Annotated in this window: 17 protein-coding genes and 4 pseudogenes; 11 read left to right on the forward strand and 10 right to left on the reverse strand. The window is 59.4% G+C overall.

Annotated elements, in window-relative coordinates; all coding sequences use genetic code 11:
* Window positions 1-111 precede the first annotated feature (111 nt).
* The 6 genes from IVB07_RS12870 to rfbF all read right to left on the reverse strand — a co-directional run bounded on the left by IVB07_RS12870 (window position 112) and on the right by rfbF (window position 6612).
* A complete protein-coding gene (locus IVB07_RS12870; RefSeq protein WP_247403329.1) occupies window positions 112-1248 on the reverse strand; it encodes a putative sugar O-methyltransferase in 1137 nt (378 codons plus the stop codon).
* Between the two features lie 904 nt (window positions 1249-2152).
* Window positions 2153-2995 (reverse strand): NAD(P)-dependent oxidoreductase, encoded by an 843-nt coding sequence (locus tag IVB07_RS12875; RefSeq protein WP_247403327.1) that lies wholly within the window; start codon window positions 2993-2995, stop codon window positions 2153-2155.
* The gene (locus tag IVB07_RS12880; RefSeq protein ID WP_247403324.1) at window positions 2992-4215 is read right to left on the reverse strand and encodes a class I SAM-dependent methyltransferase; all 1224 of its coding nucleotides are present in this window, start codon (window positions 4213-4215) and stop codon (window positions 2992-2994) included. Before IVB07_RS12880 ends, IVB07_RS12875 begins: the two co-directional genes overlap by 4 nt.
* Entirely contained in the window at window positions 4212-4763 is a 552-nt protein-coding gene (locus IVB07_RS12885; RefSeq protein WP_247403323.1) for a dTDP-4-dehydrorhamnose 3,5-epimerase family protein, read from the reverse strand. Before IVB07_RS12885 ends, IVB07_RS12880 begins: the two co-directional genes overlap by 4 nt.
* Window positions 4763-5842 carry a CDP-glucose 4,6-dehydratase gene (rfbG, locus tag IVB07_RS12890; protein ID WP_247403320.1) on the reverse strand — a complete coding sequence of 360 codons (1080 nt, stop codon included), beginning with the start codon at window positions 5840-5842 and terminating at the stop codon, window positions 4763-4765. The genes IVB07_RS12885 and rfbG overlap by 1 nt, the downstream gene beginning before the upstream one ends.
* Before the next feature lie 2 nt (window positions 5843-5844).
* Window positions 5845-6612: a glucose-1-phosphate cytidylyltransferase gene (gene rfbF, locus IVB07_RS12895; protein ID WP_247403299.1), complete on the reverse strand. Its 768-nt coding sequence runs from the start codon at window positions 6610-6612 to the stop codon at window positions 5845-5847.
* A gap of 1065 nt (window positions 6613-7677) precedes the next feature.
* Between rfbF and gmd the strand changes: the two genes are divergently transcribed.
* Both gmd and IVB07_RS12905 read left to right on the forward strand, forming a co-directional pair.
* Entirely contained in the window at window positions 7678-8748 is a 1071-nt protein-coding gene (gene gmd, locus IVB07_RS12900; RefSeq protein ID WP_247403295.1) for a GDP-mannose 4,6-dehydratase, read from the forward strand.
* Window positions 8729-9667, forward strand: a complete 939-nt coding sequence (locus tag IVB07_RS12905; RefSeq protein WP_276578207.1) for a GDP-L-fucose synthase — start codon at window positions 8729-8731, stop codon at window positions 9665-9667. The genes gmd and IVB07_RS12905 overlap by 20 nt, the downstream gene beginning before the upstream one ends.
* Before the next feature lie 332 nt (window positions 9668-9999).
* Here the strand turns inward: IVB07_RS12905 and IVB07_RS40655 are convergent, their stop codons facing one another.
* Window positions 10000-10257 carry an ERF family protein gene (locus tag IVB07_RS40655; RefSeq protein ID WP_346659456.1) on the reverse strand — a complete coding sequence of 86 codons (258 nt, stop codon included), beginning with the start codon at window positions 10255-10257 and terminating at the stop codon, window positions 10000-10002.
* Between the two features lie 369 nt (window positions 10258-10626).
* On the opposite strand from IVB07_RS40655, the gene IVB07_RS12915 reads away from it, so the two are divergent.
* The 7 genes and pseudogenes from IVB07_RS12915 to IVB07_RS12945 all read left to right on the forward strand — a co-directional run bounded on the left by IVB07_RS12915 (window position 10627) and on the right by IVB07_RS12945 (window position 15549).
* Window positions 10627-11031: a transposase gene (locus IVB07_RS12915; RefSeq protein WP_247403294.1), complete on the forward strand. Its 405-nt coding sequence runs from the start codon at window positions 10627-10629 to the stop codon at window positions 11029-11031.
* 39 nt (window positions 11032-11070) lie between these two features.
* Window positions 11071-11301, forward strand: a pseudogene (locus tag IVB07_RS12920) (transposase); the annotation flags it as partial.
* Between the two features lie 3 nt (window positions 11302-11304).
* The gene (locus IVB07_RS12925; protein ID WP_247296968.1) at window positions 11305-11493 is read left to right on the forward strand and encodes a hypothetical protein; all 189 of its coding nucleotides are present in this window, start codon (window positions 11305-11307) and stop codon (window positions 11491-11493) included.
* Window positions 11490-11843 (forward strand): IS66 family insertion sequence element accessory protein TnpB, encoded by a 354-nt coding sequence (gene tnpB / locus IVB07_RS12930; protein WP_007601228.1) that lies wholly within the window; start codon window positions 11490-11492, stop codon window positions 11841-11843. The genes IVB07_RS12925 and tnpB (IVB07_RS12930) overlap by 4 nt, the downstream gene beginning before the upstream one ends.
* A gap of 69 nt (window positions 11844-11912) precedes the next feature.
* On the forward strand, window positions 11913-13502 hold the full coding sequence (locus IVB07_RS12935) for an IS66 family transposase (RefSeq protein ID WP_247767707.1): 1590 nt from the start codon (window positions 11913-11915) through the stop codon (window positions 13500-13502).
* A gap of 89 nt (window positions 13503-13591) precedes the next feature.
* Window positions 13592-13948 (forward strand): IS66 family insertion sequence element accessory protein TnpB, encoded by a 357-nt coding sequence (tnpB, locus tag IVB07_RS12940; RefSeq protein ID WP_247295361.1) that lies wholly within the window; start codon window positions 13592-13594, stop codon window positions 13946-13948.
* Window positions 13949-14070: 122 nt separating this feature from the next.
* Entirely contained in the window at window positions 14071-15549 is a 1479-nt protein-coding gene (locus IVB07_RS12945; RefSeq protein WP_247767802.1) for an IS66 family transposase, read from the forward strand.
* Window positions 15550-15567: 18 nt separating this feature from the next.
* Here IVB07_RS12945 and IVB07_RS12950 read toward each other — a convergent pair.
* Together IVB07_RS12950 and IVB07_RS12955 are read right to left on the reverse strand one after the other, a co-directional pair.
* Window positions 15568-16255 (reverse strand): annotated as a pseudogene (locus IVB07_RS12950) (ERF family protein); the annotation flags it as partial.
* A pseudogene (locus IVB07_RS12955) lies at window positions 16239-16664 on the reverse strand (endonuclease); the annotation flags it as partial. The pseudogenes IVB07_RS12950 and IVB07_RS12955, both read right to left, overlap by 17 nt.
* Here IVB07_RS12955 and IVB07_RS12960 point away from each other — a divergent pair.
* Window positions 16572-16958: a GtrA family protein gene (locus tag IVB07_RS12960; protein ID WP_247407436.1), complete on the forward strand. Its 387-nt coding sequence runs from the start codon at window positions 16572-16574 to the stop codon at window positions 16956-16958. The pseudogene IVB07_RS12955 and the gene IVB07_RS12960 sit on opposite strands and share 93 nt — an antisense overlap.
* Window positions 16959-17090: 132 nt before the next feature.
* Here IVB07_RS12960 and IVB07_RS12965 read toward each other — a convergent pair.
* Window positions 17091-17817, reverse strand: a pseudogene (locus tag IVB07_RS12965) (IS5 family transposase); the annotation flags it as partial.
* Between the two features lie 91 nt (window positions 17818-17908).
* Here IVB07_RS12965 and IVB07_RS12970 point away from each other — a divergent pair.
* Window positions 17909-19846 (forward strand): acyltransferase family protein, encoded by a 1938-nt coding sequence (locus tag IVB07_RS12970; RefSeq protein ID WP_247407438.1) that lies wholly within the window; start codon window positions 17909-17911, stop codon window positions 19844-19846.
* Window position 19847: the final 1 nt, after the last annotated feature.

A 19847-nucleotide genomic window follows, 5' to 3' on the forward strand; every position in this document is an offset into this window, starting at 1 on the left:
ACATGCCGAAGCACTTCGATTTAACTTTGTCCTAGACTCGGCAGCGCTACTGCAATTACCCTATGCGTGATTACGATCGAGCGTTGCAGCTTTAAACTCCCCGACCGACCATCATTGCCAATCCTTGGCGTAAAGTTCATCTACATACCCTTCGCGTACCCAGTTTCTGCCACGCGACAGTCGTTTAAATCCTGTGTGCTGAGCAACAAAGGTCGACACCCGTCGCAATCCAAATACCTCGTGGTTGAAGCTGTAAAATTTGTCATTCACACAGCGTTCAATATTGCGCAGGAGAAACTGCACCGTGATGTCGTCAATTTCGGGCAGCCCATCTTGGTTGAGTGCGAGATCCACAGCGCCATCGGCTAGATCTGCGATAGACCAATACGGCAAGATCTTCACTGCATCTCGGTTGGGCGTTTCACCAAACAGGCAGACTTGATCCTTGCCAAGGGCATTCATTAAGAAGAATCCGGAGATGAAGCAAGTAAGCGGCAGATCATAAATGGAATAATCCAGCGGCTGAAAGCGCCTGGCGTACAGGCAACTCAGGCCAAGCCCGGCACCGATCTCGATTACGCTGGCTCCTGGCTTCAGATAATGCCGACATTGTGCAGCCGCATAGAGCGAGTTGATATGACGATAGTGGTAGACGCGTTCATCGGCGATGAAACCAAAGGTGGGAAGAATGTCGTCCGGCGGAGCTATATCTATCCCAAGCTCGCTCTGCATCTTTAGAATCAAGTCTCGCGGGTTTACGTGAATGTTCTTGAGATAGGGGCCACTCTCCGGGTTTTCACAGTTCAGGACACCTTGGCTTTCGGCCAAAGCCACCATTTTTTCCCAGTAAAGCAATGCAATTTCAGACTGCCTGAACTCGACGGGCGTGTACCCGTCAATGCCGAGCGACAACCCTCCAAACCAAGTGTAATCACGTCCAATGTTGGGCATGAAGCTCTGAATGAATTGTAAGTCTCCTGCGGCCAATGCGTCGCGGAACTGCAACAGATCATTGCTCAAGATGTGATCCCATAAATCAACACCAGGAGTCGGGAATTTAGCTACTTTCTGATTTTCGAGGGCGGCTTGATAGGCGGCCATCAAGCGCTGAACAATCTCGGGATCGTGGTTCCGCTGCGGCACCGTAAAGCGATATTTCAGAGTCGGCTTACTACTCTGAGACAATAACGAGCGAGCGTACAAGCTCTTCACAGCAACCTTTGCCCTTATCGACCAAAGGTTACGCATCTTCGCCCCGTCTCCTGCTTTGCTGAACACTCCGAAATAGTGTCAGCTCACTCGCGGGAATCGAGCGCTCGACGCCATGCTCGGTTAAGCTTGTCTTTGCCTGCATCGGACAAATCTGCGGCGACCATTTCCCGCGCCCGTTCATCGAGTGATACGCGCAGTGTCCAAACGTCTGTCCCAACAGCTTCATTTCGGGCTGACCACGGAATGCATTGCGGTGAATAGCATCATCAAGCTTCCTCAAGCATTGCAGTGTTGGACGCCGTAAGTTGAGCCTGTCTTAGCCGGTTTGGCGGAGAGGTGAAACCTCAACTTTAAAAACCCAAAAGCTCGAAATAAGCAAGCTTTATCCGCGCGATAAGCGAGCATGGGTCCGAAGTTGTATGGTCGGCCGAGGCAGCGAAAATGACGTCGGTACACTGGGCTCGCCTAATGCACCAAAATCGGAATCCATTTTGCGGAGCTCCCCTTTGGGGCCTAGCGAGTTCCCCGCCGGCTAATAATGCTCCACTGGCGCCCCGGTCGCCGTGACCTCTGTCAATCGGCTGGTGACTCATGCGGCACGGCGCTGCAAACGTTGGGCCGCCCGGTTCAGAATCACGAAGGTGATATCGGAACCTATGAAAAAAGCAGACCCAGCAACGGCATGACCCGATCGCCTTGAGGTGATCAATCGGTAACCGACCCAGGCCTATCGATTTGGCAACCGCGCGCGGCCTGTTTCCGTGCAACTGATTCCCACCGACGCGCCAGCGGTACCGTCTCCTCGAACGGCTTTAAGAACGAAGGTAAGCCTGACACCGATCAGCAATGAAAGGCTGTTTGCAAATTTTCGGAGCTTTAAGAGATGATCGTGCCTACGGTCGGGCGGCTGTTGGCCGTTTTCCGTGTCTATCCCGCTTCGCTAGCGCAGACTATTGAGCTTGGCCGGCACCCCCCAGAATGCCATCGGTTCATAGTCGGGGTAGGTGTAGTAGCCGCGGTTGAGGCTAATGTTGCTTCCGCGTGTCTTACAGCGCCGCGTAACGAGGTCCACTACCGCTGTCGGCTTGCCGCTGCAGCAATTGATGACTCCATGGCATTTCGTGGGGCTCTCGAGCGCTAGGGCGAAGTTGCTGGCGACATCTTCGATAGATGAATAGTCCCGCAGCTGATCGCCCATCGACATGTTGAACACATCGTCGCCGTCATCGATGGCCTGGTCGAGATGCGCCAGCAGACTGTTCGGGTTCTGGCCGTCGCCGAACATGTAGAACAATCGCATCCATTGCAGCGTGAAAGGGCGCTCTCGCTGCAACATTTGCAGGCTCTTGCGCAGCGAGTCCTTGGCGAAGCCATAGGTCGTATGCGGCGCCGTCACCATCTCCTCGGTTAGCGGCCCGTTCTGCAAGCCGTATTCGAGGCAGGTGCCGGCCACCATGATCTGCGAAATGCCGGCGGACACGGCTGCGGGCAGAAAAGCAAGGTCAGCGCGCAGATTAGTGCCGATATGAAAAAAGTTGTGATAGTTCGGCAGGCCGGGCCATGCCAGATGCACGAGGGCATCGGGCAGGGGCCGGCGGCTTAGCAGCGCCGCGTGATCAACAATGAGGTCGCAGGCGACAAATTCGGCCTGCTTGTGCCAAGGCATCGTTCCGGCACGCTTTGCGTCCCGGGCGACGGCTATGACTTGGTGCCCGCGCTGCAGGAGTTCGTTAACGACATGCCGCCCGACGAACCCGGTAGCACCTGTCACCCAGACTTTCATGCGAGCACTTTGATCTCGGGGACAGCGATCACGAACTGCCCGCCCCACGACTTGATCTGCACCTGCTGCATCACCTCTGGGGCGATATTCCAGGGAAGGATTACAACCCAATCAGGCCGGCGTTTGGTGATCTCGTCCGGATGCAGGATCGGAATGTGACTGCCCGGCATGAACTTGGTCTGTTTGGAGGGCGCGGCATCGCAAATGAAAGAAATCAGGTCAGGTCTTATCCCGGCATAGTTCATCAGCGTGTTGCCCTTCGCAGCCGCACCATAGGCCGCCACCGACTTGCCGGCGCGCTTTTGCTCAATGAGGAAGCCGATGAAGTCGTTTTTGACCTTGTCGGCCTTCTGTTGGAACGACCGATATAGCGAGATGTCCTTCAGGCCAAACGCCTCCTCCTCGGCGATCATTGCAGTGACGGAAGACGTAGCCGCGCGCGGGTCGTCCTTGTGACAGCCATAGATGCGCAGCGAGCCGCCGTGAGTCGGCAGTCGCTCGACATCGAAAATGCGAAGCCCTGCCCTTTCGAAGATGCTAACAACAGCGATCAGCGAGAGATACGAGAAATGCTCGTGGTAAACCGTGTCGAACTGGTTCTGCTCGATCAGGTTCTTGAGGTGCGGAAACTCCAAATTAATGGTGCCGCCTGGCTTGAGCGCAACCTGCAGGCCATTCGTGAAATCATTAATGTCGGGCACATGGGCGTAGACGTTGTTGCCGCAGATCAGATCGGCCTGCTTACCTTCATCGGCGAGCGTGGTCGCGGTATCTACGCCGAAGAATTTGCGCAGCACCGGCACGCCGATCTTCTCGGCGGCATCGGCGGTGCTGGCGGTCGGCTCGACGCCGAGGCAGGGGATGCCAGCGGTGACGAAGTTCTGCAGCAGATAGCCGTCATTTGAAGCAACTTCGATGACGAAGCTCTCCTTGCCGAGGCCGAGCAGAGCTGCGATCTTATTGCAATAGGCCCTGGCGTGTGTCAGCCAGCCTTTCGATGTCGACGAGAAATAGGCATAGTCATCGGAGAACAGCTCGTTGGCCCCGGCATAGTCTTCCGTCTGTACGAGCCAGCAGGCGTTACAAACGAATAGTTTGAGCGGATAGGTTGTCTCGGGGGCGCGTAGCGCTGACTGCGAAAGGTAGGCATTCGAGGGCGGTGCATGGCCCAGGTCGAGAAATACCTGTGTCAGTTGGGACTGGCAGTGGCGACACTTCATACGCTGATCCCTTCAAACTCTTCGTCGAGGCGGGGGTGAACCAGATCCCGCGCCGACAGATCCGTCGGCGGAAGCGGCCAGTCGATCCCGATGGCCGGGTCGTCAAATCGCACCGCGCCCTCGGCGATCGGCGTATAGAACGCGGTGTGGAGATAGAGCAATTCGGAACTATGTTCCAGCACCTGGAACCCATGGGCACATCCTTCGGGGATGATGAAGGCCAATCGGTTCTCGGGGGCCAACTCGACGGACGTCCATTTCAGGAACGTCGGAGAACCCTTGCGGAGATCCACGGCGACATCAAGTACGCGACCACGGAGACAGCGTACGATCTTCATTTCGGCGTGCGGGGATTTCTGAAAGTGCATACCGCGCACCGCGCCGACCGCGCGTGTCAAGGAGTGATTGATCTGCACGATCCGTCGCCCGCCCAGGATCACCTTCTCCTCCTCGGCGCAGAACAGCCGCGAGAACGCGCCGCGATTGTCCCGAAAGGCGCCGCTTTCGGCGGTCCACACGCCGGAGATAGGGGTCTCGGTCAGCTTCATCACGTGTCTTGGGCCCAGACCAGGCCGCGCTCGGCGGCGGCGCGGATATAGTCGTGCAGTTGCTCTCGGCTGACAATCGCGTTGCCCTCCAGCCAGGCGCGATACCAGTTGGCGGTGGCCGCGACACCTTCCTCGAAACTCCAAACCGGCCGCCATTTGAGTTGCCAATGTGCTTTGGTGCTGTCCAACTGCAGCAGCTTAGCCTCGTGCGGCTGCTTCTTATCGGTGACGAGCCAGTCGACGGCAGGCCAGCTCGCCTTTAGCGTGGTGAGCACTTCCTTCACCGTACGGTTGCCCTCATGGCCCGGACCGAAATTCCACGGCTCGGCGCAAGCGCGGTCGCCCTGCAGCAGGCGCTGGCCGAGCAGCAGATAGCCTGACAGGCATTCCAGCACGTGCTGCCAAGGCCGAGTCGAATTCGGCGAGCGAATCTCGACTGGCGTCCCACCGCTGGCCGCGCGTACCAGATCGGGGACCAAGCGGTCCTCCGACCAGTCGCCGCCACCTATCACATTGCCGGCACGGGCGCTCGCGAGCAGGGCGCTATCTGGCTCGGAAAAATATGAGCGGCGAAAGCTCGCCGCCACTAATTCGCTGCCGGCCTTCGATGCGCTATAGGGGTCGTAGCCTCCGAGCGGATCGTTTTCACGGTAGCCCCAGACCCATTCATTGTTCTCGTAACATTTGTCCGTGGTGACCACGACCACGGCCTCGAGATCAGGCAATTGCCGGCACGCCTCGAGTACATGGGCTGTACCCATGACATTGGTTGCCCAGGTTTCCAGTGGTGAACGATATGATCGTCGCACCAGCGGCTGCGCGGCGAGGTGAAACACGGCATCGGGGCAGGCGGCGACGATGGTCTTGCGCAGCTCCTGCTCGCTGCGGATGTCGACATAGTGCGAGGCGACCCCCTTGAGGCCGAGCACGTCCCAGTGATTGGGTGAGCTCTCCGGCGGCAGCGATATTCCGGTGACCTTCGCCCCAAGCAGCTCCAGCCACAGTGTCAGCCAGCTTCCCTTGAACCCGCTATGCCCAGTCACAAGGACATGACGGCCTTCGTAGACATCGGCGAACATCGTTACCAGCTCTTCCAAGGTGCTTTGCCAGAGGCCCATAGCTCTTCGAGCAGATTCTTCTCGCGCAGGGTGTCCATGGCTTGCCAGAAGCCGTCATGCTGATGTGCAGTCAACTGGCCGTTGGCAGCAAGACGGTGCAGCGGCTGTTGTTCCCACGCGGTCTCATCGCCATCGATATATTGCATCACGCTGGGCTCCAGTACGAAGAAGCCGCCATTGATCCAAGCGCCGTCGCCGGCGGGCTTCTCCTGGAAATGCTGAACCACATTGTCCTCGATCAGCAGTGCGCCATACCGGCCGGGCGGCTGGATCGCGGTAACCGTCGCCTGGCGGCAAGCCGCCTTATGCGTCGCAATCAGTGCCGAGATATCGATATCTGACACGCCGTCACCGTAGGTGAAGCAGAACGTCTCGTTGCCGATATAGGGCGCGACACGCTTCAGTCGGCCGCCGGTCATGGTCGCCTCGCCGGTGTCAACGAGTGTGACCTTCCAAGGCTCGGCATATTTCTGGTGAATTTCCATCTTGTTGTCGCGCATGTCGAAGGTAACGTCCGACGTGTGCAGGAAATAGTTGGAGAAATACTCCTTGATGACGTACCCTTTGTAACCAAGGCACACGATGAAATCGTTGATCCCGTAATGCGAATACATCTTCATGATGTGCCACAGCATCGGCTTGCCCCCGATCTCGATCATCGGCTTCGGCTTAAGGTGCGACTCCTCGCTTATTCGCGTCCCCAAACCGCCAGCTAGTAGAACAACTTTCATGATGGTCTCGCTGCAATGGCACTATGTGCCTAAAATACACATGGCTTCTAAAGCATTGAACACATGCGATCCAGTGGAGTCACCGTTTTTATTCGAACAGACTTGGATCGCGTGTGATCCCCTCTCGACGGCCATGGGTTGTACCATTCTGCTTTCGGTCATCGCGCACGGGGAAGGGTCGGTAGAGCAGGTGAAAGAACAAAGCGACGGATCTGCCTGTTCTTTCTTTGTTTCTGACGCAATTTTCGCCAGCGGACCCCAGGTCCGCGTGTCTTCTGAGTTATGGAATGAACGGGATTTGTGGGAGGGCGGCGGTCTAATATGTCCCCTATGAGATCTTGGCATACCGGTTGCAAGGCATTGTGCGAGTGGCGCGCCACTGAATGGAAATGACGAACCAGTCGTCGGCAGCGAGGCATACTGACTGAGCGGCTACTATTCGTAGCCGATCGTCTTCCAACAAGCTGCGCAGTATGCATCCGTCCAGTACCCGCTGGCGCGCTGGTCAGCCGTGGCGCTCAGGCAGGAACGGCACCTTGGACTGCTGGTTCGCGTTCCAAGTCCACGCGCAGGTCGGCGGCTCTGTTAGCGTGGTGATCTGAAAGCCGCGCCAGCACGTCAGCGAGCAAGGCATCTTGCAAGTTTCGATTGGGGTATAGACGGCGGCGGCTCGCTGGCCGCCAACGTCCGAACCGGCGAAGACGCAGACGAATTTTGTTGATTTCAAACAGATACTCACTCTTGACGTTCAGAACACCATCACGGCAAAGAAGACAGCAGGGCGCAGCACCTGATTCAGCGCTTTGCTCTCTCGGTTTCGGAACGTTCCGACTCGATACTGCGATTTGTGTGGGGCGAACAAACCCGCTAATACAGCTTCATCGCTCTGTGTGCTCACGTGCGCCGTGTGCTCGGTCCATCGTTGCGCCCCGTTAATCCGAGTTCAGACCTGCCTGGGGTTGACCGGCGCATTGCAATATGTCCAAGAATAAGGCGGGAATACGCTTCGCTTAGCGCTTCGCGTGCGTCGATTTCATTTCTAATTCTGCGGGAACCGGGCTGGCCATGGCCGAACGAATCGCTCTCATCACCGGCGTCACAGGCCAGGATGGCGCCTACTTAGCCGGCTATCTATTATCGCTCGGCTATGTCGTGCATGGCATCAAGCGGCGGTCCTCGTCCTTTAACACCGCGCGCGTTGATCATCTCTACCAGGATCCGCATGTCGGCGACGTGCCGTTCCTGATGCACTACGGCGACATGACGGATTCGAGCAATCTGATCCGCCTGGTGCAGCAGATCCGGCCGACCGAGATCTACAATCTCGCCGCCCAGAGCCACGTCGCCGTCAGCTTCGAGAGCCCGGAATACACGGCCAATGCCGACGGTATCGGCGTACTTCGCCTGCTGGAAGCGATCCGCATTCTCGGCATGGAGAAGGAGACGCGGTTCTACCAGGCGTCGACTTCGGAGCTCTACGGCCTCGTCCAGGAGATCCCGCAGAAGGAGACCACGCCGTTCTATCCGCGCTCGCCCTACGGCGTGGCAAAACTCTACGGCTACTGGATCACGGTGAACTACCGCGAAGCCTATGGCATGTTCGCGAGCAACGGCATCCTGTTCAACCATGAGAGCCCGATCCGCGGCGAGACGTTTGTGACTCGCAAGATCACGCGCGCTGTCGCCCGTATCGAGGTCGGGCTGGAGGAGACGCTCTATCTCGGCAATCTCGAAGCCAAGCGCGACTGGGGCCACGCGCGCGACTACGTCGAGGGCATGCACAAGATCCTGCAAGCCGACAAGCCCGACGATTTCGTGCTCGCCACCGGCGAGATGCACTCGGTGCGCGAGATGGTCGAGCTATCGTTCGCCCAGCTCGGTCGCCGCATCGCATGGCTCGGGACAGGCGTCGAGGAGACCGGCGTGGACGAGATGAGCGGCAAGACTGTGGTGAAGATCGATCCGACCTATTTCCGGCCCAGCGAGGTCGATCTCCTCGTCGGCGACGCCAGCAAGGCGCGCGAGGTGCTCGGCTGGACGCCGAAGCGGAGCTTTGCAGAGCTGGTCGCGGAGATGATGGCGAGCGATCTGGCGGTAGCAAAACGGGACGCGACGAGTGGCAAACGCTCCGTTTGAGCTGACAGGCAAGAGTGTCTACGTCGCTGGCCATCGCGGCATGGTCGGCAGCGCGCTTGCGCGCCGGCTGGCGCGGGAGGACGTCAAGCTCGTCACCGTGGACCGGCGCGAGGTTGATTTGTGCAACCAGGCCGCGGTGTTCGACTGGTTCGCGAGGACGCGGCCGCAGGTGATCTTCCTCGCCGCGGCAAAGGTCGGCGGCATCGTCGCCAACAACACGCTGCGCGCCGAGTTCATCTACGACAACATCGCAATCGCGGCGAACGTGATCCAGGCCGCGCATCGGAACGGCGCCGAGAAGCTGATGTTCTTGGGTTCGTCCTGCATCTACCCGAAACTGGCGGCGCAGCCGTTGCGCGAAGATTGCGTGCTGACCGGCCCGCTCGAGCCAACCAACGAGCCCTATGCAATTGCAAAAATCGCCGGCATTAAGTTGGCGGAGGCCTATCGCAGCCAGTATGGCAGCGACTTCATCAGCGTAATGCCGACCAATCTCTACGGCCCTGGCGACAATTATCACCCCGAAATGAGCCACGTGGTCGCGGCGCTGATCCGCCGCTTCCACGAGGCCAAGGTGTCGGGAGCGAAGACTGTTATTGTGTGGGGCACCGGCACGCCCCGGCGCGAGTTCCTTTATGTCGACGACATGGCCGATGCCTGCGTGCATCTAATGAAGACCTATTCGAGTGCCGAGCTGGTCAATATCGGCACGGGCGAGGACATCACCGTCGCCGACTTCGCGCGGGTCGTCGCCAGAACCGTCGGTTACGGCGGCGAGATCAGTTTCGACAGCTCGCGGCCCGACGGCACGCCGCGCAAGCTGCTCGACGTCAGCCGCCTCGCCAACCTCGGCTGGCGCGCGACGACAAGGCTCGAGGATGGAATCCGGCGTGCTTACGACGCCTATTTGTCCAAGTAGTCCTCGCCGGCTCTTGGTGCACTAAAGTCCTCTTGAAAGCCGAGCGGTTCAATCAGGTGCCTCGTATCTGCAGTCCGAGAGAGGGTACAGGGACCTCAGATGGTGGCAGATCAGCTTTGGTCTCAGACCGGGTCGTCTCCTCGAACCTGACCTGATAGGCCGCCTCAAGCGCCCGGGCGTCGACCTCCAGGAGGGTGTTCTTCAGGGGCAGGGTGGCTTTGGTTTGGCCCAAGCCAGGAGGTCGTCGCTATTCCCCAACGCTGCCGCCAACTCGGCCAACAGCCGCTCCCGTAGCTCAGCCGATTCCTGAGGCTTCAGGACAGCCGGTCGGTTCAAGACCGCTTTGGCAGGCTTTCCCTTTTGGCCGGGCGCCATTTGCGGCTCGGCGGCAGCGGGAGGCCGGCGATTGCATCAGGGGCGCCGAGGTCGTCCTCACCGGCAATGCCAACCAGAGCAAATAGGGCGTATCGGCGGGCATAGGTCAATGAGGCTCCCATTCGATGCGGCGCCTTGACCTCCTTTGCGCCGCAAGCCGGCCAATCGGAGGAAAGCCTCGTGATGTGAACGGCATAAAGGCTCGGTAAATTCATCGCTCACTTTGCGGCCTAATGTTGTGGGTTGGGAGAACTTCAGGTGATGTGCGTCTGTCGGAGATTTCTTGCAGACGAGGCAGGGATGTTCGCGGACAAAGGCGAGGTGTGCCCTTGTCTCTTGCGACGCGGTTCCTTTGGGATGGCAAGGCCGCCTTCGATTGCCATTTTGGCGGGTTGAATTTTGTCGACCGCGGAAACAGCCAGTCTGGTTTCTGCGGGGGCAGCAAAGGATCGGACGGGCACCTTGGCCGGTTGCTCCTCTTCTTGGCTGAGGGGCGATTGAGCGTAAGCGCTGTTCAGCGGCCACCTACCCGATGACGGTGTGATCTGCGAGTCTGCGGTTCGGTTTGGACCGTTAGGCTTAGAATGGACACAGTGCATACTGCTATCACGGAGCCGGTGCGGCGGCTCGAGGTCTTCACCGGAGCCGGTCGTCGGCGGAAGTGGAGCGACGAGGACAAGGTGCGGATCGTCGCGGAGATCGTGGCGAGTGGCGACTCGGTGTGTTCCGTGGCTCGACGGCATGGATTGTCGCCGCAGCAGCTGTTTGGCTGGCGACGTCAGTTGCGAGAAGCAGCAGGCGGTCATTCCGAAGCTAACGAAGTACAGTTTGTGCCGGCGGTGGTGGACGCAGTGGTACCGGCGCCAAGTGCTCACCGGGAGCGCAAAACGGTGCGCAAGGCAGATAGCGGGATCATCGAGATTGAAGTGGACGGCATCACGATCCGAGGTAAGCGCGAAGCCGATACCCTTGCTTCAGAATTCGAATGAACGTGCGAAAGAAGCCTCCGGCTTGGACGGAGGTTTCGGATGGGATTGGACAGCAAAAAGGACGTCCATTTGGACGGCTCAACGAGGGGATCGGTGAGCCGGCTGGAGGTTCTTGAAGGACCATCGGGGCGCCGCGTACGTTCGGAAGCTGAGAGAGCTCGGATCGTCGCCGAGAGTCTGTTACCCGGTGCCCAGGTGTCCGAGGTGGCGCGCAAGCACGGAGCGACGCGCTGGCAAATCTACGATTGGCGGCGGCGGTTTCGACAGCGAGGCATGTTGCCGCCGCGCGAGGTATCGCAGCCGACATTCGCGCCGCTAGTCGTGGAAGGTGCGTTGGAGGAGCGTCAGGTTCCGGCGATCAAGCTTGAGATCGCGATCGGCGATGTCGTGCTGCGGACGGACACAGCCATAGATGGCGAGCAGCTGTCCCGTGTGATCCGCGCGATGCGAGCGTCACGATGATCGCGGCCGGTGCCGATCTGAAGATTTACATCGCGACGCGGCCGATCGACTTCCGCTGTGGCCACGATGGGCTTGCGGCGAAGGTGCAGGAGATGCTTCGTCTCGACCCGTTCAGCGGCGCAGCCTTCGTGTTCCGATCGAAACGAGCGGACCGGATCAAGATTTTGGTCTGGGATCGAACGGGTCTGGTGTTGGTGCACAAGCGTCTTGAAGGTTGCAAGTTCGTTTGGCCAACGATCGCAGACGGCGTGATACGGATATCGCCGGCGATGTTCGCAGCCCTGTTCGAGGGGCTGGATTGGAGGTTGGTCCGCCCGGAAGAAGCGCGGCGTCCCCAGGCGGCTGGATAACTGCGGCAGAATGACTCGGAAGCTATTTTGAATGTGGCACGCGCGGCGGCGATGTGCTCGAAATAGCGCATGAGCATCGCGGCGCTGCGCGACGAAAATGAACAATTGAAAGCGCTTTTGGCGCAAACGCAGGCGGCCTTGAGCGAACATCAGGCGGCGCTGGCGACGTCGGAAGAGGCGCGGCGTCGGTTGGAGGTCATTCTCGGCGAATTGCGACGCGAGAAGTTCGGCGCGACGTCCGAGAAGCTGCGGCCAGATCAGTATCACTTGCCGCTGGAAGACGTGGAGATCGCGCAAGGCATCCTGGACGCGGCGCAGGAGAGAGCCGAGGCTGTGATCAAGGGCCGATCGCGGAGCGCGCCGGATCAAGGTTCTCATCGCAATCGCGGCTGCCTGCCTGCCCATTTGCCGCGGGTGGAACGGATCATCGAGCCTGCGAGTACGCTTTGCCCGTGCGGTTGCGGCGCCATGACGAAGATCGGCGAGGACGTCAGCCAGCGCCTCGACGTGATCCCGGCGCAATGGCGCGTGCTGATCACACGCCGCCCAAAATACATCTGTCGCCGCTGCTCCGGCCCCGTCGTGCAGGCGCACGCACCGGAGCACGTCGTGCCCGGCGGGCTGCCGACCGAAGCGGCCATCGCGCATGTGATCGTCTCCAAATTTGGCGACCATACGCCATTTTACCGTCAGGCCGAGATCTATGCGCGCCAGGGCATCCGGCTTGATCGGGCGACACTGGGCAACTGGTCCGGCCGCGCCTGCTTCCATCTTCAGCCCATCGCGGAACACATGCGCCACCACCTGGCCATGGCGGATCGGCTGTTCATGGACGAGACCAAGGCGCCGGTACTCGATCCGGGGCGCGGCCAAACGAAGAAAGGCTACTTCTGGGCGATTGCCTCAGACGACCGCGGCCACAGCGGCCCAAGTCCGCCGATCGTGCTGTTCCGATATGCCCCCAGTCGCAGCGGTGCCTTCGCTGAGCAGTTCCTGGATGGCTTTGGCGGACGCTTCCTGCAATGCGATGCCTATGACGGTTATGATCGACTGACCGAAGTCGCTCGACTGCAAGGGCCTTGGACGCTCGTGCATTGCTGGAGCCACTTGCGCCGACGCTTCGTCAAATTGGCCCGCAATAGCAAATCGCCGATCGCCGAGGCCGCCATTCGGCACATCGCACAGCTTTACGCCATCGAAGCCATGGTCCGCGGTGCATCGCCGGACATACGGTTGGCCGCGCGCAAGGAGCACTCGCTGCCAATGGTAGCCGCGTTGAAGTCGTGGTTCGAAAAACAGCTGTCGATGATCTCCAGCGGTTCGACGCTCGCCGAGGACATCCGCTACGCGCTCAATCACTGGCAAGGTCTGACCCGCTTCCTCGAAGACGGGCGCCTCGAGCTCGACACCAACCCTGTCGAGAACGCCATCCGGCCAGTCTGCCTGACCAGAAAAAATGCGCTCTTCGCCGGTCATGAGGTCGGAGCCGAAAACTGGGCCTTGCTCGCCTCGATCGTCGCCACCTGCAAGCTCAACGACGTCAACCCGGCCGCCTACATCGCCGAAACACTCGAGACGATCATCGACGGCCATCCCCATAGCCGCATCGAAGACCTCATGCCGTGGCGATTCCGCAAAACGTCAAGCCAGCCTCAATAGGGTTGCGGCTAAGCGCTTACGATCCGAGCCGGTCGTGGAGCGGATACGGCGATGATTGCGTCGATTGTCCAGGCGCTGAAGGTGAGCCGGTGATCGGTCCGTCAGGTGCGGTCCGGGTGATGGTGGCGACCAAGCCGGTAGACTTCCGCAAGGGCATGGAGGGTCTTGCGACCCTGGTGCGCGAGAGCATGGGTGCAGATCCATTCTCGGGAGCTGTCTATGTGTTCCGGGCCAAGCGGGCGGACCGGATCAAGCTGGTGTTCTGGGATGGAACGGGCCTGTGCCTGTTCGCCAAGAGGCTTGAGGATGGGACCTTCCGCTGGCCGAAGATCGAGGACGGTGTGATGCGCCTGTCGGCAGCGCAATTGTCGGCGCTGCTGGAAGGACTCGACTGGCGGCTTGTGCACGAGGCACGGGGGACGCCGGCGCCAGCGCAGCCCGGGTAGTTGTTGGCAGCGCTGCGGCGAAGTGAATCAGGACCGTCGGATGCGTCGCCAGATGGCGGCGAATATGCTCTGATTTGGCTGTGAGCGACGTCCTGCCTGACGATCCGGAGACGCTGAAAGCGATGCTGCTCGCCGAGCGGTGCGAGAGCGAGCGGCTGCGTCAGATCATCAAGGAATTGCAGCGGCATCGGTTTGGCCGACGGGCAGAGACGCTGCCTGAAGACCAGATGCTGCTGGGCCTGGAAGACGTCGAGCAAGTCGCAGCGTACGGCGAGACGGCACAGGACATCAGTGCACCTGAAGGCCGTGATGCGCGAGCTCGCAAGCGCCGGGGCAACCGTGGCGCCTTGCCGGCGCACCTGCCGCGGATCGAGGTCATCGTCGACATCGAGGACAGGACCTGTCCCTGCTGCCAAGGCGAGTTACATCGGGTCGGCGAGGATAGAAGCGAGCGGCTGGACCTGGTCCCGGCGCAGTTCCGGATCCTCGTGACCCGGCGGCCCAAATACGCCTGCCGGGTTAGCGAGGATGGCGTCATGCAGGCGCCAGCTCCGGCTCGGCTGATCGAGGGCGGACTGCCAACGGAAGCAACCGTCGCACAGGTTCTGGTGTCAAAATATGCCGATCACCTGCCGCTCTATCGGCAAGCGCAAATCTATGCACGCCAGGGCATTGAGCTCGATCGTTCAACGTTGGCGGACTGGGTCGGGCAGGCAGCCTTCCATCTGCGTCCCTTGCATGAGCGCCTCCTAGGCAAGCTTAAGCAACGGCCAAAGCTGTTCGCCGACGAGACGACGATGCCGGTGCTCGATCCCGGCCGTGGGCGCACCAAGACCGGTCAGCTCTGGACCTATGCTGCGGACGACCGGCCGTGGGGCGGCGCAGATCCGCCCGGCGTCGCCTATGTCTATGCCCCCGATCGCAAAGCCGATCGACCGATCGCTCATCTGGCAGGCTTCAAGGGGATTCTGCAGGTCGACGGCTATGCCGGTTATGGCAAGCTCGCCGAGCGTGGCGATGTTCGGCTTGCATTCTGCTGGTCGCACATGCGGCGTAACTTCTACGAGCTTGCCACACCCGGTCCGGCGCCCATTGCGAGCGAGGCGCTCAAGCAAATCGCCGAGCTCTATGCCGTCGAGAAGGACATCCGTGGCCGCAGCGCCGAGGGGCGCCGTCTCGTTCGGCAACAGAAAAGCCGACCGCTGGCGGAAGCGTTCGAACGGTGGCTCCGCGCCAAGCTTGCGCTGATCAGTCAAAAGGGCAAATTGGCAGACGCAATCCGCTATGCGCTCTCACGCTGGGAGGGCCTGACGCGCTTCATCGATGATGGCCGTATCGAGCTCGACAACAACGCCGTCGAGCGCTCGATCCGTCCGATCGCACTCAACCGGAAAAATGCACTGTTCGCTGGCTCCGACGGCGGCGCCGAGCACTGGGCCATCATCGCATCCCTGGTAGAAACTTGTAAGCTGAACGACGTCGATCCCCTTGCCTTCCTGACTGACGCGCTCACCAGGATCGTCAACGGTCACCCAAACAGCGAAATCGATCAGCTGCTTCCCTGGGCCTATCGCGCGCAATCCCTCAAAGCCGTGGCCTGAGAACGACGCTTACGATTGAGCGGCTAGCTCGATCCTTTCCTGGTAGGCTGCCTCGACTGATCGGGCATCGATCTCCTGGAGCGTGTTCTTGAGCGGCAGGTTGGTCTTGGCCCACGCAAAGAGGTCGTCGGAGCTGGCGAGTTGCGCCAGAAGCCGCTCGCGGAGAGCTACCGAGTCTTGGGCCCCCAAGGACCGGTGGCCGGTTTAAGACGGCCTTGGGCGGCTTTCCTTTGGAGGCGGACCCAGGGCGCGGCTCGGTCGAAGCCGTTGGCCCGGCGATCACATCGGGCGCATCCAGATCGTCCTCGCCTGCGATTCCGACCAGGGCAAACAGGGCATAGCGGCGGGCGTAGGTGAGCGCCGCCCCCATCCGGTGCGGCGCTTCTACTTCCTTGCCGGAGCAGACCCGCAGGTCGGAGGAGATCCATTCGCCGGAGGCGTGCGCGAGCAGGGTCGGCAGGTGGATTTGCCCGGTGGCCGCCACGGTACGGGTCGTCTGGATGGTTGCGATCTCCTGCTGGCTCAAAGTCTTGCGGACGATGTCCAGGCCCGAAGCCAAGGACGCATAGCGAAATGTTCGATCATGCTCGCGCGGGAAGGGCGAGCGGATTGTGGCCGTCAATGTCTTCTCGGGATTGGTCAGCGCGGCCTGGGCCTTGGCCAAAGCTGCTGCAATCGCGCCAATTCGTTCACTGGATTGATGCATGAACCACCTCCGCCGACAGAGCTTCAAAGCTGATCGCGCCTGACTTTGACCGCTTGGCCTTGATGCCGTGGCCAATCGCTTCTTTGGCGTCCTCAGGAACGAGCTTCTTCAGTTCAGCCTTGGCGACCTCGAGATTAGCGTGAGCTTCGCGAGTGCCGACATATGCTGCGGCTAACTGTGCCCAGGAGTTGGACGAGGCCATGTCCACGATCTTGATCGCCTCAAGCCGCGCGCGGGGCATCTCGATCCCGAACAGGTGAGGCGTCTCGCCGGTTTGGACACATCGCCAGAACTTCTTCTCGGCAGTCAAAAGCAGATGCTGATAGAGCGGGTCGGCGTGGACCGTGATCTCAACCCACTTGCCGCCGCCTGTGATGATGGAGAGAACAGCCGAGCGCGCCGCGATCATCTGCCGCTGATCTTGTCGAATATTGTTGCATGGCTAATTGCCGTCACAGGCTCTTACGCCATGAATAGCAAGATCACCTTCCGGCGTGAGACCGGCGGAGTTTTGAATCTTGGACAGTATCTTCGCTTTGCGTCGTCCGGCATCCTCGGCTTGACAGTTGCAACAACGGTGCTGGTCGTGCTCTCGCAGTATTCCAATGTTCCCAGTGCGAAGCTCGCCTCAATATCGCGGCGTTCGGAGCAAATTTTTGTATCTCACATTTCCTCGTGTTCAAGAACTCTGAACCTGAAATAGGACGGATCCAGCCGATCTCGTGCGGAGGCAATTAATCTGACCCGGCCGCCAAGCTTTATGCGGTTCTGAGTTCGCCCCGGTCGTTGGATTTACCCGGTTGGGGGATGGGGAGCGGCGGGAGCTGGCGCGGAGGCGCCGACATCTTCCGAACCATGCAAAGGTGCGCTCGACGACCCAGCGCCTGGGCAGGAGCTGGAAGCCTTTGACCCCAGGCGGTCGCTCGACGATCTCGATTGTCCACGGCCCGCAGTCCGAGAGTGCGTTGAGGATCTGTTTGCCGCGATAAATCCGATCGGCAAAGACATGCTCAAGCCTTGGGAAGCGGCTCGCAAGCCCTTCAACAGGGGCACGGCGCCATGGACATCCTGAATGTTGGCGGGATGAACATAGGCCGCCAGCAAGAGACCGTTGGTGTCGGTAGCGATATGTCGCTTGCGCCCATGGAGGCGCTTGCCGGCGTCGAATCCGCGTGGCCCGCCAGCCTCCGTCGTAGATGCGGTCTGACTATCGATAACGGCAGCTGTCGGTTTGGGCTTTCGTCCGAGCCTTCGGCGCGCCTTCCGAACCAAGGCCTCGACGATCTGCTGCCATCGACCCGTATCGCGCCAGGCGTAAAAATAGCCCTGCACCGTCGAGTATGGCGGAACTCTTTCGGCAAGGCTCGCCATTGGCAGCCGCTCGACAGAATATAGAAGATCGCCTGCACGATCTCGCGCAGATTGACCTCCCGCGGTCGGCCCAATCGCCGTCGCGGCGGCATCATCCGGGCGATCAACGCCCATTCTGTATCGGTCAGATCACTTGTGTAACGCAGCCCACTGCGCTGATATTGCATACGAGCGGCTTTGGTCCACGGCATGGTGTTCTCCCTCGAATCTTTGCAAATCCGAAGGAATCACAGGCCCGCCAAAACCGCTCACCTTTTTCGGTCAGGCTCTGAGGACGGGCGGTTGAAATATCGAGCGGACATTGACGTTCTCAGAACTATAGCCGTTCTCGGGGTCGTGTTTTTTCATGCCGGATTTCATTTCGCGTTTGGCGGATACGTCGGCGTTGATATGTTCTTCGTGATCAGCGGGTACCTGATCACAGGCAAGGTCGAAGATGAAGTCCGACGAGGTGTTTTTTCCTTCTCGACCTTTTATGTAAATCGAGCAAGACGGCTCTTCCCAGCACTGTTTGCAACAGTCCTATTGACGTTCCTTCTTTCGTTCCTGTTGTTGGCATCCGACCACTTCAAGCAATTCGCACAGTCAGCGATATGGACGGCTCTATCTGCTTCGAACATATATTTTTGGACGGATTCGGGATATTGGGCAGCTGACAACCACCTCAAGCCGCTCTTGCATACGTGGTCGTTGTCGGTTGAAGAGCAGTTCTATCTTGCTTGGCCTCTTGGGCTGCTTTTTCTTGCAAGGTTTAGACCAAAGTATGCACCGATGGCCCTTGGCGTAATCGGCGTCCTGAGCTTGATCGCGAGTGTCGCATATTACAGGATCGATCAGGAAGCTGTTTTCTTTCTGACGCCGTTTCGCGTATTCGAGTTCGCAATCGGCGGCCTGCTTGTCTGGCTCAAGCGCGCATCAAAACATCACATACGGGACAATGCCCTTTCGATCCTGGGACTTTGCCTCGTCGTGACCTCTATGATCACGTTCAGACCCCACACGCCAACTCCACTCGTGATTATCCCATGCGTTGGTACAGCGTGCATGATTTATGGAGGCGTGGTCGCTTCTCTCGAACGAGCGTGGAACAATCCACTGGCTGTCTACGTCGGGCGCATTTCCTACTCGGTGTATTTAGTCCACTGGCCGGTTATAGTTTACTACGAATACTGGCGGTTCAATCAGATCGAACCCTCCGAGCGGGTAGGGCTGGTTATCGCGTCTCTCCTTCTAGCCATTCCGCTCCATCATTTGGTTGAGCAGAGATACCGGCGGGGACGGTCTGATTCACGTCTGAATTTTGCCGTCGCTTGGGGCTCTCTATCCGCCCTCATAGTTGTCACAGGCATGGCCTTATCGGCGATGGTCAAGCCGGCAATTCAACCGCTTTCCGATCCATGGATCATCGAGCGAGTGTCGCGACCGCTTTGCGAAAGCGGGTTCGGACTTTGCGCTGTCGACCACCCCGATGTCGTACTTATTGGCGACAGTCATGCGATTCACTATGCCCCAGCGGTAGCAGAAACGTTAAAACAGTCCCGCGTTCGCGGAAGCTTCTATCCGCCGATGCCGAGTTGTCCATTTTTGCGGGATATTCATCCTAACGATGTTCCAGTGAAAGCCGCTGAGTGTACCAGGGCAAAACAAGAGTGGTTGGCACGACTGGCGCAGGACCAGCCTCGCGTGGTCATATTGGCGGGTCTTTGGGAAGTCGGCATGGCGAGGGGGTTTGGCAGACGCTACGCATTTGATGTCGGACAGCGCGAACTGAACCTTGCGGAGGCTCGGAGCGTATGGGCTGAGAAGATGAGTGAGACCGTCGATCTGCTCGTAGAGAATGATCGCAAAGTGATCTTGATGGGTAATGGTCCGTTGGTCGCAAATCCCCCGTCAGCCTGCTTTAATCGTCCCGCTTTCTTGGGCCGCTTTGACTGCTCCAAAATGAACGTCATCGTTGATCCCGAAATCCATGCCTTCACAAGAGGAGTCCTAAAGCGGATCGAATCCAACGAGCCGACGCGGGTGTTTTTCTTCGATGCATGGCCGTACTTTTGCAATGGCGACTTGTGCGCATTGAGCGATGGCGGACAGACCTTTTACAAGGATCAGCATCATCTCACCCCATACGGGGCTTTGTGGTTACAGCATCACGCTTTCGCAGGCCTATCGCAGTTTCTGGCGATCGCGCTGCAGAACTTGGCGCGATCGCCCGTCAATTGAA

Source organism: Bradyrhizobium sp. 172 (assembly GCF_023101065.1).
GTDB classification, from domain to species: domain Bacteria; phylum Pseudomonadota; class Alphaproteobacteria; order Rhizobiales; family Xanthobacteraceae; genus Bradyrhizobium; species Bradyrhizobium canariense_D.